Here is a 26,370-nt window from a genome sequence, read left to right as displayed (position 1 = left end):
AAGCGCCATCTATCCCTGACGACAGCGATCCCGGCCACGCCACTTGCCACACCCCCGAGCGGAGATTAGGTTAGGCTCACCTAACTAACTGGAGGTCCGTCATGAGCCTGCCCGCCGGCGACGCCGAGGTGCCCGAACCCACCACCGCCGAGCGCGTCCAGAGCCTGCTCAGCGCGACCTCCTCGCTCACCGTCCGCGCCTGCGGCGAACACCACGACCTCGACACCCCGGTCTCCGTCCACGGCTCCCGGCTGCGCCTGCGCGCCCCGCTGGGCGACCCGCTCGCCACCGCCGCCGCCCGCGCCACCGACGGACTCGCCGTCGTCCTGGACGTCACCGACATCTCCCCCGTCGCCGTCCGCGACCGGATCCGCGCCCGCCTCACCCTGGCCGGCCGACTACACCTGGCCCACCTCGCCGACGACGGCCTCAGCGTCCACCTGCGCGTGGACGTCGCCCACGCCGTCCTCGCCACCCCGTACGGCACCGGCGCGCTCACCGCCGGCGACCTCGCCCTCGCCGCGCCCGACCCGCTGGCCCGCTACGAGGCCGCCATGCTCACCCACCTCGCCGACGACCACGCCGACGCCCTCGCCGTCCTCACCCGGCTGCTCGACCCGGACCTGCTCGCCCAGCACCCGGAGGTCCGCCCGCTCGCCCTGGACCGCCACGGCCTGGTCCTGCGCCTGGACCACCCGCACGGCCACCGCGACGTCCGCCTGGTCTTCCCCGAACCGGCCGCCGACACCGAGGACTTCGGGCAGCGGATGCACGAGCTGCTGACCGCCGCCCAGCACGGGCTGCCCGCCCACCGGCTCTGAACCGGCCCACCAGCCCACATATCTGACACATCGTCAATTCGCCTTGGGGGCACCCACCAAGGCCCGGAAACGACAGCGGCCGGCCCGGCTCGCGAGAGAAGTCTCGCGAGCCGGGCCGGCCTGGGCGTGTCCCGCGCCCATGTCCACTGCTGCGGCGATCACCCGGTCGAGCGGTCACCCGACATGACCATCCCGGGCGGTCGATTCGCCCCGTAGCAGCGGTGGTTCCTCATCCGGCACATCCGGCAGATCCGGTACATCCGGTACATCCGGTACGGGTCAGAGCGCGACGCCGTGGGCCCGCAGGTAGGCGACCGGGTTGATGTCCGAGCCGTACTCCGAGCCGTTGCGGATCTCGAAGTGCAGGTGCGGGCCGGTCACGTTGCCGGTCGCGCCGGAGAGGCCGATCTGCTGTCCGGCCTTGACGGCCTGACCGATCTTCACACCGATCGAGGAGAGGTGCGCGTACTCGGCGTAGTGGCCGTCGGCGAGCTTGATCTCGACCTCGTTGCCGTAGGCGCCGCCGTTGCCGGCCTTCACCACGACGCCGTTGCCGACGGCGCGCAGCGGGGTGCCGGTGGAGGCGACGAAGTCCTGGCCGGTGTGGTGGCCGGAGGCCCACATCGAGCCGGCCACGCCGTAGGCGGTGCCCAGCTTCGGGCTGGCCAGCGGGGCGACGAAGGCGGAGGCGGCGGCGACCGGGACGGTGCTGACCGTGGCGGACGGCGCGGCGGTCTGCAGCTGGGTCTGGAGCTGGGCGGACGGCTTGGCCGCCTCGGTCCGGACCTCCAGCTGGGCCTGCGGCTTGGCGGCGGTGGTGGCCGGCGCGGCGTCCTGGGCGGACGGCTGGGCGGGCTTCGCCGGGGCAGCGGGCTTGGCCGGGGCGGCCTGGCCGGCGATCACGAGCCGCTGACCGGGGAAGATCAGGTCCGGGTTGCCGCCGACGACCTCGCGGTTGTGGTCGTACAGCGCCTGCCAGCCGCCGTCGACGTGCTGGGCGTCGGCGATCCGGGACAGGGTGTCACCGCTGACGACGCGGTAGCTCTCCTGCGACGAGGCCTGGGCCTGGTCGGCGGGAGCGGCGGCCGGGGCGGCGGTGACCGCGGCGGCCGGCGCGGGGTGGGCCTGGGCGCTCATCGCGGTGACGAGCGGCAGGGCGAAGGAGACACCGGTGACGGCGGTGGCGATCCCGATGCGGGCGGCGCGGGGCAGGGCGATACGACGAGCCTGTGCAGGCATGGAATTTTCCTCTCCGACGCCTGCGAGGTGAGCTGTCGGGTTCGGGCTGGAGTTGCCCGGCCGCACATGCGGCTTCACCCCTAGCCGGCCCTGGATCCGGGTACGCGAAAGCGTGCCGTTTCCGGTCCGGCGACTTACCTGTGGGTCCCCCGCTCCTGCCGTACAGAGTTCGGTGCGAGCCACCGGGCAGCGGCAGGATTCGGCGTTCCACCCGGTGGATCCGTCCGGACTGGCCGGGCGGTCGCTGAACTAAAACCCATCCGTTCGGGTGAAGCAATGTCGATCACTTGAACCGCCGACAACCCCCCGAGCTGCGGTGACCCTCCGAATGATCGGCCGCACCGTACGTGCACAATCCATTCACCCGGCGCCACTGATCCACGACGCTGCGCCGATTCCGCCACCGCTGCGCACCCGCCCGCTCACGCACCGCGCACCCACCGACACGCCACCCGGTGACCCTTGTCACGTACGCCCCACGGGCGCAGGATCGGCCCGTGGCCACCTCCGAAGCAGGAACACTGCGCCTGGGCACCTCGCGGGGACGCTGGGTCCTCCTCGCGACGGTGCTCGGCTCCAGCATGGCGATGCTCGACGGCACCGTGGTGAACGTCGCGCTGCCCCGCATCGGCACCGATCTCGGCGCCTCCCTCGCGTCCCTGCAGTGGACGCTCAACGCCTACCTGCTCACCCTGGCCGGACTGATCCTGCTCGGCGGCGCGCTCGGCGACCGGTACGGCCGGCGCCGGGTCTTCCTGATCGGCGTGCTCTGGTTCGCCGCCGCCTCCGCGGCCTGCGCCGCCGCCCCCACCATCCACGTGCTGATCGCCGCCCGCGCCGTCCAGGGCATCGGCGGGGCGCTGCTCACCCCCGGTTCGCTCGCCATGCTGCAAGCCGTCTTCCACCCGGACGACCGCTCGGCGGCGGTCGGCCTGTGGTCGGGCCTCGGCGGGGTGTCGGCCGCGGTCGGCCCCTTCCTCGGCGGCTGGCTGGTGGACGGCCCCGGCTGGCGGTGGATCTTCCTGCTGAACCTTCCGCTCGCGGCCGCCGTGGTCGCGGTCACCTCCCGGTTCGTCCCCGAGAGCCGGAACGAGAGCGCCGTCGGCCGCTTCGACGTCCCCGGCGCGCTGCTCGCCGCGCTCGCCCTCGGCGCGATCACCTACGCGCTGACCGCCGCCGGGGAGGGCCTGTCCCCCGCGGTCTGGCTCACCGGCGCGATCGGCCTGCTGCTCGGCGCGGCCTTCATCGCGGTCGAGCGCCGCGCCGCCGAGCCGATGCTGCCGCTCGGCCTCTTCTCCTCCCGGCTGTTCACCGCCGTCAACCTGGTCACCCTCTGCGTCTACGCGGCGTTCAGCGGGGTGTTCTTCCTGCTGGTGGTGCAGTTGCAGATCGTCTCCGGCTTCTCCCCGCTGGTCTCCGGCCTCGCCCTGGTCCCGATCACCGTGCTGATGCTGACCCTGTCGGCACGCGCCGGGCGGCTGGGCAAGCGGATCGGCCCCCGGATCCCGCTCACCGTCGGTCCGCTGCTGTGCGCCGCCGGGGTGCTGCTGATGCTGCGCACCGGCCCCGGCTCCTCCTACTGGGCGGACGTGCTGCCCGCCGTCACGGTGCTGGGCTGCGGGATGACCCTGCTGGTCGCGCCGCTGACGGCGACGGTGCTGGCCGCCGTCGAGGTCCGGCACGCGGGCATCGCCAGCGGCGTCAACAACGCCGCCGCCCGCGCGGCCGGGCTGCTCGCGGTCGCCGCGCTGCCCTCGCTCGCCGGGCTGAGCGGCGACGCCTACCGGGTGCCGTCCGCGGTGGACTCCGCCTTCCGCACCGCGATGCTGATCTGCGCCGGGCTGCTGGTCACCGGCGGGCTGACGGCCTTCGCCACCGTCCGCGGCAACGTGCTCGCGCCGGTGGACCGCCCGGTGGCCGAGCCGGACTGCGAGTGGGCCTGCGGCACCACCCCGCCGCTCGACCCGGGCCACGTCCACACGGACGAGGGCCCCGCCACCGGATCGGCGGCAGGGCCCTCAGCTGGCTGACGAATCGTCAGAGGATGTCACCGGGCGCGTACTTGGCGGCCTCCGGGTAGGCGGCGGCGACGGCATCCACCTGGCGGACCACCTCGGCGACCTGAGCACCGGCCGCACCGGTGAAGGAGAGCCGGTCGGCCAGCAGCGCGTCCAGCCCGGCCCGGTCCAGCGGGATCCGCTCGTCGGCGGCCAGCCGGTCCAGCAGCTCGTTCTCGCGGGCGCCCGCACGCATCGCCAGCGCGGAGGCGACGGCGTGCTCCTTGATGACCTCGTGCCCGGTCTCCCGGCCGACGCCCGCGCGCACCGCGCCCATCAGCACCTTGGTGGTGGCGAGGAACGGCAGGTAGCGGTCCAGCTCGGCCTCGATCACGGCGGGGAAGGCGCCGAACTCGTCGAGGACGGTCAGGAAGGTCTCCAGCAGGCCGTCGAAGGCGAAGAAGGCGTCCGGCAGCGCGACCCGGCGCACCACCGAGCAGGAGACGTCACCCTCGTTCCACTGGTCGCCGGCCAGCTCGCCGGTCATCGAGGCGTAGCCGCGCAGGATGACGGCCAGGCCGTTGACGCGCTCGCAGGAGCGGGTGTTCATCTTGTGCGGCATCGCCGAGGAGCCGACCTGGCCCTCCTTGAAGCCCTCCGTGACCAGCTCGTGGCCGGCCATCAGACGGATGGTCTTGGCCAGGCTGGACGGCGCGGCGGCCAGCTGGACGAGGGCGGTGAGCACCTCGAAGTCCAGCGAGCGCGGGTAGACCTGGCCGACGCTGATCAGCACGTTCTCGAAGCCGAGGTGCCCGGCGACCCGGCGCTCCAGCTCGGCGAGCTTGTCGGTGTCGCCACCGAGCAGGTCCAGCATGTCCTGGGCGGTGCCGACCGGGCCCTTGATCCCGCGCAGCGGGTAGCGGGCGATCAGCTCCTCCAGGCGACGGAAGGCGACCAGCAGCTCGTCGGTGATCGACGCGAAGCGCTTGCCCAGGGTGGTGGCCTGCGCGGCCACGTTGTGCGAGCGGCCGGCCATGACCAGCTCGGAGTGCTGGGCGGCCAGGCGGGCCAGCCGGACCAGCACGGCCACCGTGCGGTCGCGCACGTGCTCCAGCGACTGGCGGATCTGCAGCTGCTCGACGTTCTCGGTCAGATCCCGGGAGGTCATGCCCTTGTGGATCTGCTCGTGGCCGGCGAGTTCGCTGAACTCCTCGATCCGGGCCTTCACGTCGTGGCGGGTGACCCGCTCACGGGCGGCGATGGAGCCGAGGTCGACCTGGTCGATCACCCGCTCGTAGTCGGCGACGGCGTTCGCCGGTACCTCGACACCGAGGTCCTGCTGGGCCTTCAGGACGGCGAGCCACAGGTGGCGCTCAAGGACCACCTTGTGCTCGGGGGACCACAGCTGGGCCAGGGTCGCCGAGGCGTACCGGGAGGCCAGGACATTGGGGATCTGGGGCTTCGCGCTCACGCTTCGCAAGCCTAACAGCCGAGGTCAGCCGGAACGTCGGCGCATCGGGCGGCTCCGGCCCGGGCCGGAGCGGACGGCTCCGACCGGGCCCGCCCGACGGTTCCCGCCGGGCGCGGGGCGGCCCGCTGCCGGGCGGCCTACTGGGCGGCGCCGGACCGGCCGGCCAGCACCGGCAGGACCTGCGCGCAGATCGAGTGCAGCGCGATCCGCTGCTCGTCGGTCATCGCCTCGAACGCCTGGTGGGTTCGGGCCATCTCGCCGCGGATGCGGTTCAGGATCTCCCGGCCCTCGTCCGTGATCACGACGATCTTCACCCGGCGGTCGCCGGCGGCGGCCTCCCGGTGGGCCAGGCGCAGCGACTCCAGCCGGTCCACGATCCCGGTGACGTTGGACGCGTCGCAGCCCAGCCGTCCGGCCAGCGCCCGCATCGGCACCGGCTCCTGCACCGCGCCGAGCGCCTTGGCCTGCGAGGAGGAGAGCCCGTGCCGGGCCGCGGCCGCCGCGAAGTCCTGGAAATACGCGGCGCCGACGGCGGCCAACGCTTCCATCAACTCGGCGTTGGTCGGTACGGTCGTCGTCGCTGTCGAACCCATGGGGTCAGCGTACGGCCAAGTGCTTCAGCAACTCAAGCTTTGACCACGGCAACCGTCGACGGCTTGACCGGAACTGCGGCACCGGCCGGTCGACAGAGCCTAGAGCACCAGCTGATCGAACAGGTGCCGCAGCTCCGGATCCGGGTCCGCGGTCAGCCCGGTGTGCACCGGCCCCGGCTGGACGATCGCGCTGCGCGGAGCGGTCAGCCAGCGGAACCGCTGCCCCGGGCTGTCCCCCGCCGCCGGGCCGGCCTGCGGGCCCCCGGCGCACACCGCCTCGATCCCGTGCAGCGCCCGCCGCACCCCGTTCACGTCCGCCACCGGGTCGAGCGCCAGCAGCCGGGCCTGGTCCAGGTGCGTGCGCGCGGCCAGGTACCCGTTCTGGCGGCAGTACAGCAGCACCCCGACGTTGACGCACTCGCCGCGTTCCACCCGCGGCACCGCGCGGATCACGGCGTACTCGTAGTCGTGCAGCTCGACGGTGGCCGGCAGCGCGGGCGTCCTCGGCTCGGTCATGCGGGCACCTCCGGCAGCCAGTCGCGCGGACCGGCCAGTCGGCCGGTCAGCTGGGCGCGGTACGCGGCGCGCACCGCCTCGGGCGAGTCGAAGCCGGGCTCGTCCAGCAGCCAGACCTCCGGGATCCTCGCCACCGCGCCCTCGATCGCGGCCTCCGCGAGCGGTGCGAGCGCCTTGTCGGCGGCCGTCAGGTCCGGCCGGGCCCGCAGCAGCGCGTGGTCGGAGGCGTCGTACGGGCGGCGCACCCAGGCGGCGGCGCCCGCCCAGTGGTGGTGGAAGATCAGGCTCGCGCCGTGGTCGATCAGCCGCAGCCCGCCGGTCGCCACCAGCAGGTTGGGGTTGCGCCAGGAGCGGTCGACGTTGCCGATCAGCGCGTCGAACCAGAGCACCTGGCCGGCCAGCTCCGGATCCACCTCGAAGCAGAGCGGGTCGAAGTTGAGCGCGCCGCTGACGAAGGCCATCCCGAGGTTGGTCCCGCCACTGGCCCGCATCTGGTCCTGGACCTGCTGGTCCGGCTCGCTGCGGGCCAGCACCGGATCCAGGTCGACCGTCACCAGCTCCGGCACCGGCAGCCCGAGCCGCCGGCCCAACTCCCCGGCCAGCACCTCCGCCACCAACGCCTTCCGGCCCTGCGCCGCGCCGACCCATTTCAGCGCGTACAGCCGCCGGTCGTCGGCCTCGACCAGGCCCGGCATCGAGCCGCCTTCTCGCAGTGGCGTCACATAACGGACCGCCGTCACCTCGGGGAGCACGCCCGACAGCCTATCGGTGCCGACCCGTCACCTCCTCCCCTCCGTACGCCCCGTCCCGCCCCTCCACCATCCGCCCCACCCCGGTGGCAGCCCCCGCTGCTCCGTGCGAGTGTGGCGGACAGCAATGGGGACCTTCGCGGTTACGACCTGCACGGCAAAGGGATGAGCGATGGAACGACCTCGGATCCTGATCGTGGGCGGCGGCTTCGCCGGCCTGGAGTGCGCCCGCCGACTCGAACGCAAGCTCGCGCCGTCGGAGGCCGAGATCTCGCTGGTCACACCGTTCAGCTACCAGCTCTACCTGCCCCTGCTGCCGCACGTCGCGGCCGGCGTGCTGACCCCGCAGTCGGTCGCGGTCTCCCTGCGCCGCACGCTGCGCCGCACCCACATCGTTCCGGGCGGCGCGATCGGCGTGGACCCGGCCTCCAAGGTGTGCGTGGTCCGCAAGATCACCGACGAGGTGGTGGCACAGAAGTACGACTACCTGGTCCTCGCCCCCGGCAGCGTCACCCGCACCTTCGACATCCCCGGCCTGACCGACTACGCCCGCGGGATGAAGACGCTCGCCGAGGCGGCCTACGTCCGCGACCACGTGATCGCCCAACTCGACCTCGCCTCGGCCACCCTGGACCAGCGGGAGCGCGAGTCCCGGCTCCAGTTCGTGGTCGTCGGCGGCGGCTACGCGGGCACCGAGACGGCCGCCTGCCTGCAACGCCTGACCACCGCCGCGTCCCACCGCTACCCGCGCCTGGACGCCCGGCAGATCAAGTGGCACCTGATCGACATCGCCCCGAAGCTGATGCCGGAGCTGGGCGACGCGCTGGGCCTGGCCGCTCTGGAGGTGCTCCGCGGCCGCGGGATCGAGGTGTCGCTGGGCGTCTCGGTGGCCGAAGTCGGCGCCGAGTCGGTCAAGTTCACCGACGGCCGAGTACTGCCCTGTCGCACGCTGATCTGGACCGCCGGGGTGGCCGCGAGCCCGCTGATCGGCACGCTGGACGCGGAGACGGTCCGCGGCCGGCTCGCGGTGACGGCGGAGATGCGAGTGCCGCAGTTCGAGAGCGTGTTCGCGCTGGGCGACGCGGCCGCCGTGCCGGACCTCGCCAAGGGCGACGGCGCGGTCTGCCCGCCGACCGCCCAGCACTCCGCCCGGCAGGGCCGCGTGGTGGCCGGCAACGTGATCGCCGCGCTCCGCAACCAGCCTCTGGAGCCCTACTACCACAAGGACTTGGGCCTGGTGGTCGACCTGGGCGGCAAGGACGCGGTGTCCAAGCCGCTCGGCGTGGAGCTGCACGGGGTGCCGGCCCAGCTGGTGGCCCGCGGCTACCACCTGATGGCGATGCGCACCAACGCGGCCAAGTTCCGGGTGGGCGCCAACTGGCTGCTCAACGCGACCGCCGGGGACGACTTCGTCCGGACCGGCTTCCTCGCCCGCCAGCCCGCCCGGATGCGCGATTTCGAGTACACCGACTCCTACTTGACGAAGGATCAGGTCAGGGCGCACGCCCAGGCGCTGCTCGCCAAGGGCTGAGCCGCCCGGCGCCCGCCTCCGGAACCGATCCGGAAACGGGCACCGGGCATCGCGTCACGACAGCCCAGCGTCACGGCGTCACGGCGTCACGACATCACGACGTCACGACATCACGACATCACGACGTCACGACATCACGACGTCACGACAGCCGAGCGCCGGAACAGCCCGGCGTCACAACGTCCCGGCGTCACAACGTCCCGGTGTCACGACGTCACCGCGCCGCCAGGTACATCCCACCCGCGTCCTGCCCCGCCGTGTTGCGGCACGCGTAGTCGCCGCTGCTCTGCCCCCACAGCAGGGTCAGGCAGCGCCCGAGCGCCTGCTGCCCGTAGTAGTTGGGGTGCATCGACTCCTGCAGCACGCCCTGCGTGGAGTTGAGGCCGCCGTCCAGGAAGCGCGCCCATTCGCTGGTGGTCGCGGACGGTCCGGCGGTGGCGGTCGGCTGCCGGGTGGCCGTCGAGCAGACCTCGCGGCCCTGCAGCATGTCGGAGAGGTCGAGGAACTGGGCGCCCTTGGACGCCGCGACCCCGGCCAGCGACTTGGAGATCTGCGGCACCATCGAGTCGCGCGCCCAGTCGGCGTCACCGTCCCAGAACGGGCAGCCGCCGGTGTTCGAGCGGGTCCAGCCGCTCTCCGGGTAGCGCATCTCGGCGCTGCGCGGGATCGGCGAGGGGTAGGACTGCAGGACGAGGCGGTAGTCCCCCTGCGCGTAGCCGGCCCCGGCCATCACCGCGCGGATCTCGTCGATCGCCTTGCCGACGCCGGCCATCGCCGTGGGCATCTTCGAGTCGATCGAGGACTGCGCGGAGTCGTGGCAGTAGGAGTACCAGATGAGGTAGTCCTGGACGCAGTTGGAGATGATGCCGCTGAAGCCGAGGTCGTTGCCGCCGATCGACAGCGTGATCAGCTTGACGTTGTTCTGCCGTGCCACGGTGGCGAGTTGGTCGGCCTGCGGGGCCTCGCCCTTGAGCGTCTGGCCACCGTTGGCGGCGCGGAAGATGTTCGCGGTGACGGCGCCGGAGCAGGCCAGGTTGATCTCGTTCTGCGCTCCGGTGGAGGCGCTGAGCACCTCGGCGACGTCGGAGCGGTCGCAGCCGCTCGCGGCCGTGGGGCCGTAGATCCGGGAGGCGTCGGCGGAACTGCCGTTCCAGGCGCGGTCGGTACCGGCCCGGCTGCCGCTGGTGCCGGCCGCGTTGCCCATCCAGCGGCCGGCCTCGCCGGAGATGTAGCTGTCGCCGAGCGTGACGCTGGCGGTGGGGCCGCCCGGTGCGGCGAAGGGTACGGAGGGGGCCGCGGCGGCCGACGCGGCGGTGGCGAGGCCGCCGGCCATCAGACCGCCGGCGGCCAGCGGGAGGGCGAGGGCCGCGGTGAGCAGCCGTCGGCGGAGTCGAGGGGCGCTGCGGGTGATGCTCGAACTGTTTTCGGGCACGGCGGAACTCCTGCGGCTCGGTCTCCCCGTGCGGTGGGGACGGGGAGACGCCTAGGTGAGGGTGGGCCGCCGGCCGGTGGCGCGATGAACATGACATGCCCGCACTGGTTACCGCTAGGTATCTGCACCAGGTTTCCCGCTTTGTTACCGCCGGGTTCAAACCAGCGGAGCACCGGGTTCAGACCGGCGGAGCGCACGGGTCGAACCGGACCGGCGCGGCCCGCTTCACACCAGCCGCGAACCGGCCCCGCCCGCCCCCAGCACGGCCGCCAGGTCCTCGGCCAGCCGCTGCGCGTCCGCCGGTTCCAACTGGGCCACGGTGAGCCGCAGCCCGGGCGGGGACTGGACGCGGTAGCGCGCGCCGGGCGCCGCGACCCAGCCGCGCTGCACCAGCGCCACCAGCGCTGAGGTCTCGTCCGGCACCGGCACCCAGACGTTCAGCCCGCTCTCGCCGTGCGCCTCGATGCCGCGCTCGGCGAGCTCGCCGAGCAGCGCGTCCCGGCGGGCCCGGTAGACGCCGGCCACCCGGGCGACCGGCACCGCGTCGGTGCGCCACAGTTCGGCGACGGCCCGCTGGAGCAGGTGGCTGACCCAGCCGGCGCCCAGGCGCAGCCGCCCGGTGACCCGCCCGATGGTGTCCTGGTCGCCGACGGCCACCGAGAGCCGCAGGTCCGGGCCGTACGCCTTGGCCGCCGAGCGCACCACGGCCCAGTGCCGCGCGCCGGCGCCCACCAACGAGTGGTACGGCTGGTCGACCATGCCGTGCCCGTGGTCGTCCTCGATCAGCAGCACGCCGGGGTGCTCGGCCAGGACGGCCCGCAGCTCCTCGGCCCGGCGGGCGGTGAGCGCGGCGCCGGTCGGGTTCTGCGCCCGACTGGTGACCACCACCGCGCGGGCGCCCTCGGCCAGCGCGGCGGCGAGCGAGTCGGGCAGCGGGCCCTCGTCGTCCAGCCGGACGGGCGCGGGCAGCAGGCCGAGCGCGGGCAGCAGGTCGAGCAGGCTGCCCCAGCCCGGGTCCTCGACGGCGACGGCGTCGCCGGGGCGCAGCCGGATGGCGAGGATCCGCTCGATGGTGTCGAGCGAGCCGGAGGCGACGGCGATCGGGCCGCCGGGCAGGCCGTCGGCCTCGAAGGAGGCGCGGGCGAGCGCGAGCAGCCCGGGGTCGATGGCCGGGTGCCCGTACAGGACGGGCTCGGCGTGGGCGGCCCCGGCGGCGGCCGCGAGGACCGGGGCGAGGTCGGGCAGCAGCGCCGGGTCAGGGTTGCCGCCGGACAGGTCGCGGGCGTGCGGGGGGACGGGGACGCGGATCTGGTCGCGCGGGGTGAGCGCGGGCCTGGGGAGGATCCGGCTGCCCTTGCGGCCGGCGGTCTCGATCACCCCGCGGTCGCGGAGCAGCCGGTAGGCGGCGGCGACGGTGTTGGGGTTGACGCCGAGTTCGGCGGCGAGGTCGCGCAGCGGGGGCAGCGCGGTTCCGGGGGCGAGGCGCCCGGTGCTCACGCCCTGTTCGATGTGGGACGCGATTTCGCTGGCGCGTCGCCCTTTCAGCGGATAGTCTCCTAGCACAAAGTAAATTATGCACTAGTACATAGAGGTTGTCATGTCGGCCCCTTCCGAAGGCTCCGCCAGCTACTCCCGCACCCCCCGCACCACCCCCACCCGCTACAAGGACCGCGCCACCTGGGAGCAGGAGGCGATCCACGACATCCTCGACCACGCGTACATCTGCCACCTCGGCTTCGTCGCCGACGGCGCCCCCGTCGTCCTGCCGACCATCTACGCCCGCGTCGGCGGCCGGCTGTACGTCCACGGCTCGACCGGCAGCCGTCCGCTGCGCAACGCCTCCGCCGACCAGGGCCTGCCGGTCTGCCTCACCGTCACCCTGGTCGACGCGCTGGTGCTGACCAAGTCCGCGTTCAACCACTCGGTCAACTTCCGCTCGGTCATCGCGCACGGCACCGCCCACCAGGTCACCGACCCCGAGGAGCTGGACGTCGCGCTGGCCGCGCTGGTCGACCACGCGATCCCCGGCCGCTCCGCCGACGTCCGCCCGGCCAACGCCAAGGAACTCGCCGCCACCGCCGTCCTCCGGCTCGACCTGGACGAGGTCTCGGCCAAGACCCGCGCGGACGGCGCCGACGACGACCCGGAGGACCTCGACCTGCCCCACTGGTCCGGCCTGATCCCGGTCACCACCGTGCACGGCACCCCCGAGCCGGCCGCCTCCACCACCGTCCCGCTGCCCGCGCACCTGCGCGGCTACCCCCGCTGACGGAGGGCCCGCCGATGCTGATCAGATCCTGGGACCGCGGCGACGAACAGGAGTGGCGCGCCTGGCTGGCCGAGGGCCGCGACTTCGGCCTGCTCGCCGCCAACGGCGGACCGGGCGAGGGCCCGGTGCTCGTCCCGACGCACTTCCTGCTGGACGCCGGGCGCGGCGAGATCCTGCTCCACCTCGCCGCGCCCAACCCGCTGCTGGCCGCCGTCCGGGCCGACCCGCAGGTCACCCTCGCGGTCACCGACGGCTACGCCTTCGCGCCCGGCCACTGGCGCGGCGAGCCGGGCACGCCCACCAGCTACTACGCCTCCGTCCACTTCCACTGCACCGCCGAGCTCGTCGAGTCCGCGGCGGGCAAGGCGGAGATCCTCAACCGCCAGCTGGCGCACTTCCAGCCGGAGACGCCGGACACCCGGGTGGTGCCCGGTGAGGGCGAGTTCTCCCGGCTGCTCCCCGGCCTGCGCGGGCTCCGCCTGACGGTCCGCGAGGTGCGGGCCAAGTTCAAGTACGACGACAAGAAGCCGGCCGACGCCCAGCACGCGATCGCCGACCGGCTGGCCGAGCGCGAGGCCGACCGCGCGAACACCCCGCACCCCCGGCGCGACCAGGACGCCGCCGCCCGCACCCAACTGCTGCGCCGGCACCAGCGGCGCGTCAGCTGACCGGGACGCACCGAGTGACCGGGGGGCGCGTCAACTGGCCCAGCAGGCGCACCGGCTGACCGTGGGGCGCGTCCGACCGTTCACGCTCCCGGCGCGAACGGCCCATCACACCGCGGGTGACTGACCCCGGATCACCCGATCGGCCTCCAATTCGAGCAGGGCGGCCCCGCCGCTGCTCGAATGTGAGACGAGTCCTGCCCACTCGGCCGTCAGAGCGGGCCCGTCCACCTCGGGGAGCGCGCTTGTCCACACTCAACAGCCATCGGGCGGGCGAGGCCCACCTCGGGCACGTCATCTTCATCTCCGCCGCCGCCGCGATGGGCGGGTTCCTGTTCGGCTACGACAGCGCGGTGATCAACGGTGCGGTGACGGGCATCCAGAAGCACTTCGCCGTGGGCAACGGCGAAACGGCCTTCGTGGTGGCCATCGCGCTGCTCGGCTCGGCGGCCGGCGCGGTGGCCGCCGGCCGGCTCGCCGACCACCTCGGCCGGGTCCGCACCATGCTGCTGGCCGCCACCCTGTTCGCGATCAGCGGCATCGGCTCGATGTTCCCCCCGAGCATCCAGGTGCTGGCCACCTGGCGCGTGGTCGGCGGCATCGCGATCGGCATCGCCTCGGTGATCGCGCCCACCTACATCGCCGAGGTCGCGCCGACCGCCTACCGGGGCCGGCTCGCCTCCTTCCAGCAGATGGCGATCGTGCTCGGCATCACCGTCTCCCAGCTCGCCAACTGGGCGATCAACCAGGCCGCCGGCGGCGAGTCCACCGGCCACCTGGCCGGCATCCAGGCCTGGCAGTGGATGCTCGGCGTGGAGACCATCCCGGCCCTGGTGTACGGGCTGATGGCGCTCGCCATCCCGGAGTCGCCGCGCTACCTGATCGCCGACCACCGGGAGGATCAGGCCCGCAGGGTGCTGCGCGAGGTGGAGGGCGAGGACGTCGACCTGGACGCCCGGGTCGCGGAGATCCGCGCGGTGCTGGAGTCCTCGCACAAGCCCCGGCTCAAGGACCTGCTCGGCGGGCGGTTCGGCCTGCTGCCGATCGTCTGGGTCGGCATCGGGGCCTCGGTGTTCCAGCAGTTCGTCGGCATCAACGTGATCTTCTACTACTCCTCGTTCCTCTGGCAGTCGGTCGGCATCAACGAGTCCAACTCACTGCTGATCAGCCTCTCCACCTCGATCATCAACGTGATCGGCACGGTGATCGCGATGGCGCTGGTGGACCGGATCGGCCGCAAGCCGCTCGCCCTGGCCGGCTCGATCGGCATGGCGCTCGCGCTGGGCACCGCCGCCTGGGCGTTCTCGTACCGGCACGGCACGGGTGACACCGCCACCCTCGACAACACCCACGCCACCGTCGCCCTGGTCGCGGCGCACGTCTTCGTGCTCTGCTTCGCCTTCTCCTGGGGCGTGGTGGTATGGGTCCTGCTCGGCGAGATGTTCCCCAACCGGATCCGCGCGCTCGCGCTGTCCGTCGCCGCCTCGGCCCAGTGGATCGCCAACTGGGCGATCACCGTCAGCTTCCCCGACCTCGCCGACTGGAACCTGTCGGCGACGTACGTCATCTACGCGGCCTTCGCGCTGCTCTCCATCCCGTTCGTGGCCTTCTGCATCAAGGAGACCAAGGGCCGCGCCCTGGAGGAGATGGGCTGAGCCCGCCCCCGTCGAGTCCCCGCCGCATCCGGCCCGACCCACCGCGAGGAACCCATGCCTGACCAGGGCGGCTCCCGGCAGAACGTCGCCTTCCCGAGCAACGGCCGCACCGCGCACGGGTACCTGGCCCGCCCGCCCCAGGGCGTCGGGCCGGGCCTGGTGGTGGTGCAGGAGTGGTGGGGCCTCACCACGCACGTCGCGACTATGGCCGACCGGTTCGCCGCCGAGGGCTTCACCGTGCTGGCCCCCGACCTGTTCGGCGGCGCCACCACCCACGACCGCACCGAGGCGGCCCGGCTCACCCGCGAACTCCCGGTCGAGCGGGCCGTCGAGGACCTCTCCGGGGCCGTCGACCACCTGCTCGCCCTGGAGGGCGTGGTCGGCGACGCGGTCGGCGTGGTCGGCTTCTGCATGGGCGGCGGCTTCGCCCTGCTGCTGGCCGCCCGGGAGGGCGACCGGGTCGCCGCGGTGGTGCCCTTCTACGGCCTCCCGCCCGACCCGGACTTCGACTACCGGGGCCTGACCGCCCACGTCCTGGGGCACTACGGCGAACTGGACGGCTCGATCCCGATGGCCGCCGTCGACGAGGCCGCGATCCGGATCGGCGAGGCCACCGACGTCCGCCCCGAGATCCACTTCTACCCGGCCGGCCACGCCTTCATGAACGACGAGAACCCGCTCGGCACCTACGACCCGCTCCAGGCCACGACCGCCTGGCGCCGCACCCTCAGCTTCCTCTGGGGCCACCTGGGCTGAGCCCGTCCCAGCCGTGAAAACCCGTTGGACAGCCGTACGAGCCGCGGCCATAGTCTCCAGGTGCCGACCCGACCTCCGCGCCCCCGCCGCCTCGCCTGGGCGAGCCGCAACTTCCGCATCCAGACCGCCGCCACCGTGGTCAGCGGCCTCGGCAACGCCGGTGCCCCCATCGCCACGGCCTTCGCCGTGCTCGGCCACGGCGGCACCACGTCCGAGGTCGGCTACGTCACCGCCGCCCGGCTGCTGCCCACCGTCCTGCTCCTGGTGGTCGGCGGTGCCCTCGCCGACCGGATGCCCCGGCACCACCTCATGGTCGCCGCCAACCTGTTCAGCGGCCTGTCCCAGGTCGTCCTGGCGGCACTGGTGCTGGCCGGGGACATCCGGCTCTGGCAGCTGATGCTGCTCTCCGCCGCCGGCGGCGCCGGGTACGCGCTCTACTCCCCCGCCTCCGGCGGCATGATGCTGCAGGCCGTCGCCCCGGAGCACGCCGCCCGGGCCTTCTCGGTGTTCCGGATGGGCCAGAACGCCTCCCAGATCGGCGGCGCCGCGCTCGGCGGCGCGCTCACCGCCGCCGTCGGCCCCGGCTGGGTGCTCGCCCTGGACGGCGCCTGCTTCCTGGTCGCCGCCTCGCTCCGGTTCTTCCTGGAGGCCGAGCAGGCGCCCGCCCCGCAGGGCCACAGCATGCTGCGCGATCTGCGGGAGGGCTGGCGGGAGTTCGCCTCCCGTCGCTGGCTCTGGGTGGTCGTGGCGCAGTTCTCCGTCCTGGTTGCCTGCATCGGCGCGGTCGAGTCGGTGTACGGGCCGACGGTCGCCAAGGAGCGCCTCGGCGGGGCGTCCGACTGGGGCCTGGCGATGGCCGCCTACGGCGTCGGGCTGGTGGTGACCGGCGTGCTGATGGCCCGCTGGCGGCCCCGCCGGATCCTGCTGGTCGGCAACTGGGGGGTGTTCCTGTTCGGCGTGCCCGCCCTGGCGCTGGCGGCGGAGGCGCCGCTGCCGCTGCTCGCCCTCGCGATGTTCCTGTCCGGGGTCGGCGTCACCGTCTTCGGCGTCAACTGGATGGTCGCGCTCCAGCAGGAGATCCCCGAGGAGATGTTCTCCCGGGTCGCCGCGTACGACGAGCTCGGCTCCTTCTCGCTGTCCCCGGTCGGCATCGCGCTGGCCGGCCCGGCGGCCACGGTGCTCGGCCTCTCGGGCGCGCTGTGGGCCTGCGCCGTCGTCTGCCTGGTGCTCAGCGCGGTCGTGCTGCTGGAGCCTCAGGTCCGCCGGCTGGCCCGCAGGAGCACCGTCGACGCACCGGTGGCCGCCGCCGAGCCGGTGGCCGCGCCGTGAGCGCCCCGTGCGCCCCGCGTGCGCCCGGCCGTACGCAACCACTGGTACGCCAGGTTCGTCCGACCAGGTAAGTCACACCACCGTCTCTGGGGGGCCACTGGTGCCGAAGCCGCTGCTGTTCCTGGACGTCGACGGGGTGCTCAACCCGGTCTGCCCGCACCCGGACGCCGGGTTCGACACCCACGCCCTGCTCGGCTACTCGGTGCTCCTCTCCGCCCGGCACGGCTCCTGGCTGCGCGAGCTGGCCGGCACCTACGAACTCGTGTGGGCCACCACCTGGGAGGAGCACGCCAATGCGCACATCGCCCCGGCGATCGGCCTGCCCGCCCTCCCGCTGGTCCGCTTCACCGGCGACGTCCCGCAGCCCGGTGACCCGCGCGTCCCGCTGATGGAACTGCTCTCGGCCCGCAAGTGGGCCCCGCTGCTGCGCTACGCCGCAGGCCGCCCGTTCGCCTGGGTGGACGACGTCATCCCGCCGCGGCTGGTCCGCAACTCCCTCTGGCGCCGCGACCGCCTGCTGCTGCCGATCGACCCGGGCCCGGGCCTGGAGCGCCGGCACGTCGACCGCCTGCTCGCCCGGCCGCCGCGCACCCCGGCCGGCCGCCTCCCGCTCAGGGGGTCGGCAGCCAGCTGACGTGCCCGGCGAGCAGCGCGTACCCGACGAAGGCCACCGTGTCGATCAACGCGTGCGCCGCGACCAGCGGCATCACCCGCCCCCAGCGCCGGTAGAGCAGGCAGAACACCGCCCCCATCACCATGTTGCCGACCAGCCCGCCGACCCCCTGGTACAGGTGGTACGAGCCGCGCAGCACCGAACTCGCCACCACCGCCGCCGGCCACGACCAGCCCAGCTGCCCGAGCCGGCGCAGCAGGTAGCCGAGGACGACGACCTCCTCCAGGGCGGCGTTCTGCCACGCGGAGAGCACCAGCACCGGGATCCGCCACCACACGTCCGGCAGCCCGGACGGCGCCACCGTCAGGTTGTAGCCGGCCGCCTGCGAGGCCAGGTACAGCACCAGCCCGGAGCCGCCGATCGCGGCCGCCACGGCGGCGCCCCGGCCGAGGTCGCGCAGCTTCTGCCCGAGGTCGAAGCCGAGCACCCGCAGCGCGGCACCCTCGCGCACCAGCAGGTACCCGACCAGCACCACCGGCATCAGCCCGCGCCCGATGTAGTACAGCTGCCACACCAGGTCCAGCCAGGGCCGGCCGGGCGCCCGCGAGCCGTTCAACGTGGCGACCTGCTGGCCGAGTTGGATCGGTTCGGTGAGCGAGGCCGCGAAGCTGATCAGCGCGCTGACGCCACTGGCCCCGAGGGAGAGGCCGAGGACGATCAGCAGTTCCACGCCGAGCAGCCGGCGCGTGGGCTTCGCGGTCTCCGGTGCGGTCGGGAGGGTGGTCACGGGGGGCTCCAGCGGGGCGGGCGTCGCTCCGGCCGTCGGCCGACCGCCGGAGCGATCATCCTGACACAGCGGTCCGGCTACCCGACCGGCCAGGTGTGCACCGGCTCGCCGGTGCGCATGTGCTCGATGTAGCGCCTGGTCATCGCGGCGAGCGCGGCCGGGCGGTCCATCCCGTACTGCTCGCGCAGCCGGTGGAAGGTCGCGCTCTGCCAGGCCGCGCCGTTGGTGCGGCGCAGGCAGCGCTGCTCGATGATCCCCAGGTAGCGGTCCCGGTCGGCGGGCTCCACGCCCCACTCGTCCAGGCCCTGGTGGGCCATCGGCAGCAGTTCGTTGAGCACCAGGTCGACGGCGGACACCGTGGTCAGCCCGCCGCCGCGGCCCGCCCGGCCCGCCCGCGGCCACTGGAACACCGCGTCGATGCCGTAGCGGGCGCCCTGCCGGAAGTTCTCGTCGGCCCGCTCGAACGGCAGCCGGGTCCAGACCGGCCGGGGCTGCTCGGCGAGCACCCGGACCAGCCCGTAGTAGAAGGCGGCGTTCGCGAGCGTGTCGGCCACCGTCGGCCCGGCCGGCAGCGCCCGGTTCTCCACCCGCAGGTGCGCGGTCCCGCCCGCGATGTCGTACACCGGCCGGTTCCAGCGGTAGATCGTGCCGTTGTGGAGCCGCATCTCGGCGAGCCGGGGCGCACCGCCGGAGGCGAGCACCTTCAGCGGGTCCTCGTCGTCGCAGATCGGCAGCAGGGCGGGGAAGTACCGCAGGTTCTCCTCGAACAGGTCGTACGCCGAGTCCACCCAGCGCTCGCCGAACCAGGTGATCGGCCGGACGCCCTGCGCCTTGAGCTCCGCCGTACGGGTGTCGCAGGCCTGCTGGAACAGCACCGGACGGGTCTCCCGCCACAGCTCCCGCCCGAACAGGAACGGCGAGTTGGCGCCGAGCGCGAGCTGCGCCCCGCAGATCGCCTGGGCCGCGTTCCACACCGAGGAGAAGCGTTCCGGGGTCACCTGAAGGTGCAGTTGCAGGGAGGTCGCGGCGGCCTCGGCCACCATGGTGATGGTCTCCAGTTGGAGGTGTTCGACGCCCTCGATGTCCAGCGCGATGTCCTCGCCGCGGGCGGCCAGGATCTGGTCGCTGAGCAGGCTGTAGCGCGGGTTGTGGGAGATCGCGTCCAGGCCGGTGTGACCGTGCTCCAGGGTCGGCAGGATCCCCACCATGACGATCCGGGCACCGGCCTCGGCGGCCCGCCGGTCGGCGTAGCGCAGCCCGGTTTCGAGCTCCTCGCGCAGGTCCTCGAAGACGTGCCCGCACAGCCGGTGCGGCACGATGTTCACCTCGACGTTGAACTGGCCCAGTTCGGTCTGGAAGTCGCTGGAGCCGATCGCGCTCAGCACCTGCGCGTTGCGCAGTGCCGGCAGGCCGTCCTCGTCGGCCAGGTTGAGCTCGATCTCCAGGCCCATGACCGCCCGCGGCCGGTCGAACCGGTCCTCGCGCAGCATCCGCCCCAGCGCGTCGAGGCAGGCCTGGAGCTTGCGCCGGTACAGCTGCCGGTCCGCCAGATCAGCACGAGTCGCCACGACCTTCTCGCCCACGGTCCCCTCCTCCTGAGACACCGGCCGACCCGACCGTGCAAGCATCATGCCCACCTCGAAGATCGATACCCGAATGCTTGTACTGGCTTGCAATGCAAGGAAACTGACGGATATTCAGCAGATCTGCCGACTTGCCCGGCGCCACCGCCTGTGATAAACAGGTCACCCTGCGCACCTGTTCGATAGAATTCGCACTGCGCTCCGGCCGGCCCGCTCCGCCTCGGAACCCTCGTCGACGGCGGCGACCGCGCCGGCACCGCGATCATGCACAACCGGACACGGCCAGGTCCCGTCACCGATGACACGCCGCGCCACGCCGGTATGCCGCACTCGCACGCCGATCTCGCACGGAGAGGCGGACCCCGCCATGACTCTGCAGACCCCCCAGCCCCCGCCGAGCGCCCTGCGCGCCGTCCTGGCCGCACTCGACTCGGAGACCGCGCTGCGCCAACCCGCCGCCGCAGCACTGCGCCATCCGATCGGCCCGCTGCTCCCCGCGCACCCGCTCGCCGTCCACGTCCTGGACGGGCCGCGCCCGGAGCTGCGCGCCGCCCGCCGGACGGGCTGGCGCTTCCTGATCAAGGACGGCGCCGAGGTCGCCGCCGCCGCGGAGGTCGTCCAGGCCGTCGAGGGCCACACCTTCTCGCACTTCACCGCCGGCCCCTACCTCGACTCGACGGTCCGGGCGCTGCGCCAGGCCTGGCAGCTCGCCCAGGGCTCCCGGTCCCGCCAGCAGCCCCGGCTGCTGACCTTCCCCGGGCAGTACGCGACGGCACTGTGGCTGCACGGCCCCGACGCCGACCCGGCCGCCGACCAGCTGATCCCACTGGCCCCGGCCCCGCTCGGCGTCACCGCGCACCGCGCCTACCCGGCCGGCGAGCTGCTGCCGCTGCTCGCCCGGGCGCCGCTCGCCAAGCCACTGCTGCTCGGCTCCTCCTGAGCCGACCCCACGCCGCCGGGCCGCCGGGCCACCACCCGGGGGCCCGGCGGCGTGCGCGTCGCCCTCGCCCGCCCGAACCACCCGGACGGGCCATCCGCCCTGACCTCCTCGGGCCATGCCACAGCTGACCCATCGGTGCGCCGTTTCCCGCCGGACCCACCTGAACGGGTGATCTCTACCCGGGAGTTGTGGCGCATGTCACGAAATCCCTGCGCGCGCGTCCACAGATGCCGACACTGGGAACCAGCGTGGAAGGACCACCTGTCCTACCCACTTGAGCGCCGGTCCACACCTGGTCGGCGCGCGGACAGGATCCGGCTACCGCGGCGGCTCCCGACGGCTCCGCCGGCGGCCGCACCACGGGGGAGGATCGCAGAGCGAAGCGAGGGTACGTATGTGCCAGCACCGTCCTGAGTGCCCGTCGGCCGAGTCCGAGGACCGCGAGGCGGCCGTCACGGTGGCCTGCCACCCGGAGCAGGGCTGGAGCCTGCTCTGCAACGGCGTCGTGCTGTTCGAGGACACCGGAGAGCTGCTGCCCGACGGCCGGGTGATCGCGCCGCGCCGCCCCGTCGCCCGCGCGGCCTGACCGCAACGGCGGGGGCAGCCGCCGAACGACGACAACGGGCAGGGCCCCGACGGTACGTGCCGTCGGGGCCCTGCCGTACGTCCGGTCCGGATCAGACGCCGTACTCCTCCAGCGGCGGGCAGGAGCAGACCAGGTTGCGGTCGCCGTACGCGCCGTCGATCCGGCTGACCGGCGGCCAGTACTTGTCCGCCGGGTTCACGCCCGCCGGGAAGACCGCCTCCTGCCGCGAGTAGCCGTGCGCCCAGTCGCCGGCCAGCTCGGCGGCGGTGTGCGGGGCGTTGCGCAGCGGGTTGTCCGCGGCCGCCCACTCGCCCGAGCCGACCTTGTCGATCTCGGCCCGGATCTCGATCATCGCGTCGCAGAACCGGTCGATCTCGTGCAGGTCCTCGGACTCGGTCGGCTCGATCATCAGCGTGCCGGCCACCGGGAAGGACATCGTCGGCGCGTGGAAGCCGTAGTCGATCAGGCGCTTGGCGATGTCGTCCACCGTCACGCCCGTCTCCTTGGTCAGCGGGCGCAGGTCGATGATGCACTCGTGCGCGACCAGCCCGCCGGGGCCGGTGTAGAGCACCGGGAAGTGCGGTGCCAGCCGCTTGGCGATGTAGTTGGCGTTCAGCACCGCGACCTGGGTCGCGCGCTTGAGGCCCTCGCCGCCCATCAGCCGGACGTACGCCCAGGAGATCGGCAGGATGGCCGCCGAGCCCCACGGCGCCGCCGAGATCGGGCCGACCCCGGTGGCCGGACCGGCCTCCGGCTGCAGCGGGTGGTTCGGCAGGTACGGCGCCAGGTGGGCGCGCACCGCGACCGGGCCGACGCCCGGGCCGCCGCCGCCGTGCGGGATGCAGAAGGTCTTGTGCAGGTTCAGGTGCGAGACGTCCGCGCCGAACTTGCCCGGCTTGGCGAGGCCGACCAGGGCGTTCAGGTTGGCGCCGTCCACGTACACCTGGCCGCCGGCCTCGTGCACCAGGGCGCAGATGTCGGTGATCTGGGTCTCGTACACGCCGTGGGTGGAGGGGTAGGTGACCATCAGCACGGAGAGGCTGTCCCGGTGCTGCTCGATCTTGGCCTTCAGGTCCTCGACGTCCACGTCACCGTCGACCAGGGTCTTCACCACGACCACGCGCATGCCGGCCATCACCGCGGAGGCCGCGTTGGTGCCGTGCGCGGAGGACGGGATCAGGCAGACGTCGCGCTGGGTGTCGCCGTTGGCGTGGTGGTAGGCGCGGACGGCCAGCAGGCCGGCCAGCTCGCCCTGCGAGCCCGCGTTCGGCTGGATCGAGACGGCGTCGTAGCCGGTCACCTCGACCAGCTGGCGCTCCAGCTCGCGGATCAGGCTGAGGTAGCCCTGGGCCTGCTCGATCGGCGCGAAGGGGTGCAGCTGGCCGAACTCCGGCCAGGTGACGGCCTCCATCTCGGTGGTCGCGTTGAGCTTCATGGTGCAGGAGCCCAGCGGGATCATGCCGCGGTCCAGTGCGTAGTCCCGGTCCGACAGGCGGCGCAGGTAGCGCAGCATGGCGGTCTCCGAGCGGTGGCTGTGGAAGACCGGGTGGGTCAGGTACTCGTCCTGGCGCAGCAGCGCGGCCGGCAGCGCGTCGGCGCCCTCGGCGACCTCGACCGCGGGGACGCCGAACGCGGCCCAGACGGCGGCGAGGTGCTCGCGGGTGGTGGTCTCGTCGGTGGAGACCGAGATCCGGTCCGCGCCGTCCTGGTGGACGTTGACGCCGTTGGCGCGGGCGGCGGCCGCGATCTCGGCGGCACGGCCCGGGACGACGGCGGTGACGGTGTCGAAGAACTCGCCGTGCAGCAGCTCGACGCCGCCGGCCCGCAGGCCCTCGGCGAGGGCGGCGGCGTAGCGGTGGGTGCGGCGGGCGATGTCGGCCAGGCCGTCCGGACCGTGGTAGACGGCGTACATCGAGGCCATGACGGCGAGCAGCACCTGGGCGGTGCAGATGTTGCTGGTGGCCTTCTCGCGGCGGATGTGCTGCTCGCGGGTCTGCAGCGCCAGGCGGTAGGCGCGGTTGCCGTCGGCGTCGACCGAGACGCCGACCAGGCGGCCGGGCAGCGAGCGGGCGTACTCGGCGCGCACCGACAGGTAGCCGGCGTGCGGGCCGCCGAAGCCCATCGGCACGCCGAAGCGCTGCGAGGTGCCGCAGGCGATGTCGGCGCCGAGCGAGCCCGGCGAGGCGAGCAGGGTCAGCGCCAGCAGGTCGGCGGCGACCGCGACGATCGCTCCGAGGCCGTGCGCCTGCTCGATGACCGGGGTGAGGTCGCGGACCACACCGGTGGCGCCCGGGTACTGGAGCAGCACGCCGAAGACGCCGCGCTCGGCGATCTCGGCCGGGATGCCCTCGGACAGGTCGGCGACGACGACCTCGACACCGGTCGGCACCGCGCGGGTGTTGATCACCGCGGTGGTCTGCGGCAGGGTCTCGGCGTCGACCAGGAACACGCCGCCCTTGACCTTGGTGACGCGGCGGGCGAGCGCCATCGCCTCGGCGGCCGCGGTGCCCTCGTCGAGCAGCGAGGAGCCGGAGGTCGGCAGGCCGGTCAGGTCGGAGACCAGGGTCTGGAAGTTGAGCAGCGCCTCCAGGCGGCCCTGGGAGATCTCCGGCTGGTACGGCGTGTAGGCGGTGTACCAGGCCGGGTTCTCCATGACGTTGCGCAGGATCACCGGCGGGGTGAAGGTGCCGTAGTAGCCCAGGCCGATCATCGGCTGGAGCACCTGGTTGCGGCTCGCCAGCTCGCGCAGTTCGGCGAGCACCTGCGCCTCGCTGCGGCCGCCGGGCAGGTCCAGGCCGGTGATGGAGCGGATCGCCTCGGGAACGGCGGTGGCGGCGAGTTCGTCCAGCGAGCCGTAGCCGATGGACGCCAGCATCTTCTGCTGCGCGGCGTCGTCGGGGCCGATGTGGCGGTTCTCGAAGGGGCTGGCCAGCTCAAGCTCGGTGAGGGTCGAGGCGCCGGTGGGGCGTCCCGCGTTCGGCTGGGCGTTCATGGTGGTCGAGGCCTCCTGGTCACGGACCGGCGGGGGTGCGCACGCCGACCGGCCGGAGCCGCTGCGGACAGCGGCTCGACCCGGGCGGGCGAACCCGACAGGCCTCCCCCTCTGTCATCGGGACCTGAGAGCTTCACCCGCACGGCGCGCTGTGGGCACGCCGCCGGCTTGCACCGTCGGTGAGGGTGGTGCCCGTCGGCTCCCTGCCGACGGTCCTGCCCTGCTTTCCAGAGTGACCTACCCCACACGGTACGGATGCCTGAGAGATTCCGGGGAGGAGTTGCTCCTTCGGCGCCCCGACCAGCGCTTTCCGTGGCCGGGGACTCTCCCGAGCGGGCTCGGCGGTCGCCGCCCAGGGTACCAGCGGCAGGCCCCCTGATCACGGTCGCGTCGGGTCGCTCGGGGTCTACGCGCGTCCCCCGGACGGTCCAGCCCGGAGCCCGTCCGGCGCACCCCGGTCGCGCCCGTCCGATTCATGGCCTTTGGTGTGAAGTGGCAGGCGGAACGGGTGCTCCGGCCACGGTCCTGCGGGAGTTCCGCAGGCGCAGCGCACTGGAGGAAAGAGTGCAAACCGATATCGATCCCCGGGACCTCATCGGCCACAAGGCGGTCGACCGCAACGGAGACAAGATCGGCACGGTCGACGAGGTCTACCTGGACGACGCCACCGGCCAGCCGGAATGGGCAGCCGTCCGGACCGGCATCTTCGGCCGGGACGCCTTCGTCCCGCTCACCACCAGCGAGTTCTCCGGCGACGAGCTCCGGGTGCCGTACGACAAGTCGCTGGTGAAGGAGTCGCCGGACTTCGGCGTCGGCCAGCACCTGTCGCCCGCCCAGGAGCTCCAGCTCTACCGCTACTACGGCCTGGACACCCCGGCGAACGGCCGCCCGGTCGGTCGGGACGGCGACCGGCCCGTCAGTCGTGAGGGTGACCGGCCGGCCGGCCGCGAGAGTGACCGCCCGGTGGGCCGGGACGGCGGCCGACCCGCGCGCCCCGACCTCGACTTCGGCACCACCTCGGCGGCCGAGCCCGTGAAGCCCATCGCCTTCCACTCCCTCGACCCCGCCCCGACCACCACCCCTGCCGACCCCACCGGCACCGCGACGGAGGTCAACGTGCGGACCCTCAACACCCCCGCACCCGCGGCCGCCCCCACGACGACCGAGCCCAAGCCGCAGCCCGCCCCGATCGTGACGACCACCGCGACCACGAACTCGGCCGTGGCCCCGCCGGCCTCGGAGCGCTCGACCGGTCCGGCCCCGTCGTCCCCCAACGGCCCGGTGGAGATCACCTGCCGCGAGGAGCGCCTGGACATCACCACGGACTGGCACATCGTGGGCACCGCGAAGCTGCGCAAGTACGTGACCAGCGAGCAGGTCGAGCGCCGCGTCCCGGTGGTCCGCGAGCGCGTCCGGGTGGAGCGGATGCCGGTGAGCGAGGCCGAGCGCGCCTCGCTCACCGAGAAGGAGATCGCCGAGGCGGTGGAGGAGGTCACCCTGCGCGAGGAGCGCCCGGTGGTCCGCAAGTACCTCACCCCGATCGAGCGGGTCCGCCTGGTGGTGGAGCGCTACACCGCCGAGGAGGTGATCCGGGACGAGCTGCGCCGCGAGCACGTCGAGATCCACGACAACACCGCCGCCGCTCCGGCGACCCCGGTGGCCACGCCGGCGGCCGAGGCCCCCCGCCCGGCCGTGCTGCGCCCGTTCGCCTGACCCCTCGCCCCAGGGCCCCGGACCCGTCGGTCCGGGGCCCTCGGCATGCCCCCGTCCCGGTCGCCGCCCGGCCGGAATCCTTCGATTTTGCCAAAGCGTCACCAATGGATATTTGACACTCTGAAGTATCTCC

22 protein-coding genes, 1 pseudogene and 2 riboswitches are annotated in these 26,370 nt (G+C 73.3%); of the genes and pseudogenes, 13 read left to right on the top strand and 10 right to left on the bottom strand.

Going from position 1 to position 26,370, the window contains the following annotated elements:
• The first annotated feature begins 101 nt into the window (after positions 1-101).
• Positions 102-821: a DUF2470 domain-containing protein gene (locus tag AB0O19_RS19155; protein WP_363620858.1), complete on the top strand. Its 720-nt coding sequence runs from the start codon at positions 102-104 to the stop codon at positions 819-821.
• A gap of 279 nt (positions 822-1,100) precedes the next feature.
• Here AB0O19_RS19155 and AB0O19_RS19150 read toward each other — a convergent pair whose 3' ends face one another.
• Complete coding sequence (locus AB0O19_RS19150; RefSeq protein WP_363620856.1) at positions 1,101-2,060, bottom strand: LysM peptidoglycan-binding domain-containing M23 family metallopeptidase; 960 nt, start codon at positions 2,058-2,060, stop codon at positions 1,101-1,103.
• A 2-nt stretch (positions 2,061-2,062) separates the two neighbouring features.
• Positions 2,063-2,245, bottom strand: a riboswitch (cyclic di-AMP (ydaO/yuaA leader).
• A 312-nt stretch (positions 2,246-2,557) separates the two neighbouring features.
• On the opposite strand from AB0O19_RS19150, the gene AB0O19_RS19145 reads away from it, so the two are divergent.
• Positions 2,558-4,090: an MFS transporter gene (locus AB0O19_RS19145; protein WP_363620854.1), complete on the top strand. Its 1,533-nt coding sequence runs from the start codon at positions 2,558-2,560 to the stop codon at positions 4,088-4,090.
• Between the two features lie 7 nt (positions 4,091-4,097).
• On the opposite strand, the gene purB is transcribed toward AB0O19_RS19145, so the two are convergent.
• The 4 genes from purB to AB0O19_RS19125 form a co-directional block, all read right to left on the bottom strand.
• On the bottom strand, positions 4,098-5,528 hold the full coding sequence (gene purB / locus AB0O19_RS19140; RefSeq protein ID WP_363620852.1) for an adenylosuccinate lyase: 1,431 nt from the start codon (positions 5,526-5,528) through the stop codon (positions 4,098-4,100).
• 137 nt (positions 5,529-5,665) lie between these two features.
• Positions 5,666-6,121, bottom strand: coding sequence for a MarR family transcriptional regulator (locus AB0O19_RS19135; protein WP_363585291.1), 456 nt, complete (start codon positions 6,119-6,121; stop codon positions 5,666-5,668).
• A gap of 99 nt (positions 6,122-6,220) precedes the next feature.
• Complete coding sequence (locus tag AB0O19_RS19130) at positions 6,221-6,637, bottom strand: DUF3037 domain-containing protein (protein ID WP_363620850.1); 417 nt, start codon at positions 6,635-6,637, stop codon at positions 6,221-6,223.
• A complete protein-coding gene (locus tag AB0O19_RS19125) occupies positions 6,634-7,389 on the bottom strand; it encodes a HipA family kinase (protein ID WP_079136059.1) in 756 nt (251 codons plus the stop codon). Before AB0O19_RS19125 ends, AB0O19_RS19130 begins: the two co-directional genes overlap by 4 nt.
• Before the next feature lie 169 nt (positions 7,390-7,558).
• Between AB0O19_RS19125 and AB0O19_RS19120 the strand changes: the two genes are divergently transcribed.
• Positions 7,559-8,917, top strand: coding sequence for an NAD(P)/FAD-dependent oxidoreductase (locus AB0O19_RS19120; protein WP_363585293.1), 1,359 nt, complete (start codon positions 7,559-7,561; stop codon positions 8,915-8,917).
• 214 nt (positions 8,918-9,131) lie between these two features.
• Here the strand turns inward: AB0O19_RS19120 and AB0O19_RS19115 are convergent, their stop codons facing one another.
• Both AB0O19_RS19115 and AB0O19_RS19110 read right to left on the bottom strand, forming a co-directional pair.
• Entirely contained in the window at positions 9,132-10,349 is a 1,218-nt protein-coding gene (locus AB0O19_RS19115) for a GDSL-type esterase/lipase family protein (protein ID WP_363620849.1), read from the bottom strand.
• 225 nt (positions 10,350-10,574) lie between these two features.
• Positions 10,575-11,912: an aminotransferase class I/II-fold pyridoxal phosphate-dependent enzyme gene (locus tag AB0O19_RS19110; RefSeq protein WP_363620847.1), complete on the bottom strand. Its 1,338-nt coding sequence runs from the start codon at positions 11,910-11,912 to the stop codon at positions 10,575-10,577.
• 34 nt (positions 11,913-11,946) lie between these two features.
• Between AB0O19_RS19110 and AB0O19_RS19105 the strand changes: the two genes are divergently transcribed.
• From AB0O19_RS19105 to AB0O19_RS19080, 6 genes are all read left to right on the top strand, one after another.
• Positions 11,947-12,618: a pyridoxamine 5'-phosphate oxidase family protein gene (locus AB0O19_RS19105; protein ID WP_363585296.1), complete on the top strand. Its 672-nt coding sequence runs from the start codon at positions 11,947-11,949 to the stop codon at positions 12,616-12,618.
• A gap of 14 nt (positions 12,619-12,632) precedes the next feature.
• Positions 12,633-13,286, top strand: a complete 654-nt coding sequence (locus tag AB0O19_RS19100; RefSeq protein WP_363620846.1) for an FMN-binding negative transcriptional regulator — start codon at positions 12,633-12,635, stop codon at positions 13,284-13,286.
• Between the two features lie 242 nt (positions 13,287-13,528).
• Complete coding sequence (locus AB0O19_RS19095; RefSeq protein WP_363620844.1) at positions 13,529-14,938, top strand: sugar porter family MFS transporter; 1,410 nt, start codon at positions 13,529-13,531, stop codon at positions 14,936-14,938.
• A gap of 54 nt (positions 14,939-14,992) precedes the next feature.
• Positions 14,993-15,694, top strand: coding sequence for an alpha/beta fold hydrolase (locus tag AB0O19_RS19090; RefSeq protein ID WP_363620842.1), 702 nt, complete (start codon positions 14,993-14,995; stop codon positions 15,692-15,694).
• 60 nt (positions 15,695-15,754) lie between these two features.
• Complete coding sequence (locus AB0O19_RS19085) at positions 15,755-17,023, top strand: MFS transporter (RefSeq protein ID WP_363620840.1); 1,269 nt, start codon at positions 15,755-15,757, stop codon at positions 17,021-17,023.
• A 100-nt stretch (positions 17,024-17,123) separates the two neighbouring features.
• A complete protein-coding gene (locus AB0O19_RS19080; protein ID WP_363620838.1) occupies positions 17,124-17,657 on the top strand; it encodes an HAD domain-containing protein in 534 nt (177 codons plus the stop codon).
• Here the strand turns inward: AB0O19_RS19080 and AB0O19_RS19075 are convergent.
• Entirely contained in the window at positions 17,635-18,423 is a 789-nt protein-coding gene (locus AB0O19_RS19075; RefSeq protein WP_363585301.1) for a CPBP family intramembrane glutamic endopeptidase, read from the bottom strand. The genes AB0O19_RS19080 and AB0O19_RS19075 overlap by 23 nt on opposite strands.
• 77 nt (positions 18,424-18,500) lie before the next feature.
• Entirely contained in the window at positions 18,501-20,006 is a 1,506-nt protein-coding gene (locus tag AB0O19_RS19070; RefSeq protein WP_363585302.1) for a glutamate--cysteine ligase, read from the bottom strand.
• 367 nt (positions 20,007-20,373) lie between these two features.
• Between AB0O19_RS19070 and AB0O19_RS19065 the strand changes: the two genes are divergently transcribed.
• Positions 20,374-20,946 carry a hypothetical protein gene (locus AB0O19_RS19065; protein WP_363620837.1) on the top strand — a complete coding sequence of 191 codons (573 nt, stop codon included), beginning with the start codon at positions 20,374-20,376 and terminating at the stop codon, positions 20,944-20,946.
• Positions 20,947-21,340: 394 nt separating this feature from the next.
• Entirely contained in the window at positions 21,341-21,532 is a 192-nt protein-coding gene (locus AB0O19_RS19060) for a DUF5999 family protein (RefSeq protein WP_363585304.1), read from the top strand.
• Positions 21,533-21,623: 91 nt separating this feature from the next.
• Here AB0O19_RS19060 and gcvP read toward each other — a convergent pair whose 3' ends face one another.
• Positions 21,624-24,524 (bottom strand): aminomethyl-transferring glycine dehydrogenase, encoded by a 2,901-nt coding sequence (gcvP, locus tag AB0O19_RS19055; RefSeq protein WP_363585305.1) that lies wholly within the window; start codon positions 24,522-24,524, stop codon positions 21,624-21,626.
• Between the two features lie 237 nt (positions 24,525-24,761).
• Positions 24,762-24,865, bottom strand: a riboswitch (glycine riboswitch).
• A 223-nt stretch (positions 24,866-25,088) separates the two neighbouring features.
• On the opposite strand from gcvP, the pseudogene AB0O19_RS19050 reads away from it, so the two are divergent.
• A pseudogene (locus tag AB0O19_RS19050) lies at positions 25,089-25,397 on the top strand (PRC-barrel domain-containing protein); the annotation flags it as partial.
• Positions 25,398-25,487: 90 nt separating this feature from the next.
• Entirely contained in the window at positions 25,488-26,237 is a 750-nt protein-coding gene (locus AB0O19_RS19045; protein WP_363621069.1) for a YsnF/AvaK domain-containing protein, read from the top strand.
• Positions 26,238-26,370: the final 133 nt, after the last annotated feature.

It is taken from the genome of Kitasatospora sp. NPDC091276, assembly GCF_040684355.1.
In the GTDB taxonomy this organism is placed as follows: domain Bacteria; phylum Actinomycetota; class Actinomycetes; order Streptomycetales; family Streptomycetaceae; genus Kitasatospora.
The sequence above is the reverse complement of the archived record's forward strand: the minus strand, read 5'-3'. Positions and strand labels throughout refer to the sequence as shown.

Excerpts from the sequence above, each read along its gene's own strand:
- AB0O19_RS19155 (WP_363620858.1), top strand. The coding sequence starts at position 102 with ATGAGCCTGCCCGCCGGCGACGCCGAGGTGCCCGAACCCACCACCGCC.
- AB0O19_RS19150 (WP_363620856.1), bottom strand. The coding sequence starts at position 2,060 with ATGCCTGCACAGGCTCGTCGTATCGCCCTGCCCCGCGCCGCCCGCATC.
- AB0O19_RS19135 (WP_363585291.1), bottom strand. The coding sequence starts at position 6,121 with ATGGGTTCGACAGCGACGACGACCGTACCGACCAACGCCGAGTTGATG.
- AB0O19_RS19130 (WP_363620850.1), bottom strand. The coding sequence starts at position 6,637 with ATGACCGAGCCGAGGACGCCCGCGCTGCCGGCCACCGTCGAGCTGCAC.
- AB0O19_RS19120 (WP_363585293.1), top strand. The coding sequence starts at position 7,559 with ATGGAACGACCTCGGATCCTGATCGTGGGCGGCGGCTTCGCCGGCCTG.
- AB0O19_RS19105 (WP_363585296.1), top strand. The coding sequence starts at position 11,947 with ATGTCGGCCCCTTCCGAAGGCTCCGCCAGCTACTCCCGCACCCCCCGC.
- AB0O19_RS19100 (WP_363620846.1), top strand. The coding sequence starts at position 12,633 with ATGCTGATCAGATCCTGGGACCGCGGCGACGAACAGGAGTGGCGCGCC.
- AB0O19_RS19090 (WP_363620842.1), top strand. The coding sequence starts at position 14,993 with ATGCCTGACCAGGGCGGCTCCCGGCAGAACGTCGCCTTCCCGAGCAAC.
- AB0O19_RS19065 (WP_363620837.1), top strand. The coding sequence starts at position 20,374 with ATGACTCTGCAGACCCCCCAGCCCCCGCCGAGCGCCCTGCGCGCCGTC.
- AB0O19_RS19060 (WP_363585304.1), top strand. The coding sequence starts at position 21,341 with ATGTGCCAGCACCGTCCTGAGTGCCCGTCGGCCGAGTCCGAGGACCGC.
- gcvP (WP_363585305.1), bottom strand. The coding sequence starts at position 24,524 with ATGAACGCCCAGCCGAACGCGGGACGCCCCACCGGCGCCTCGACCCTC.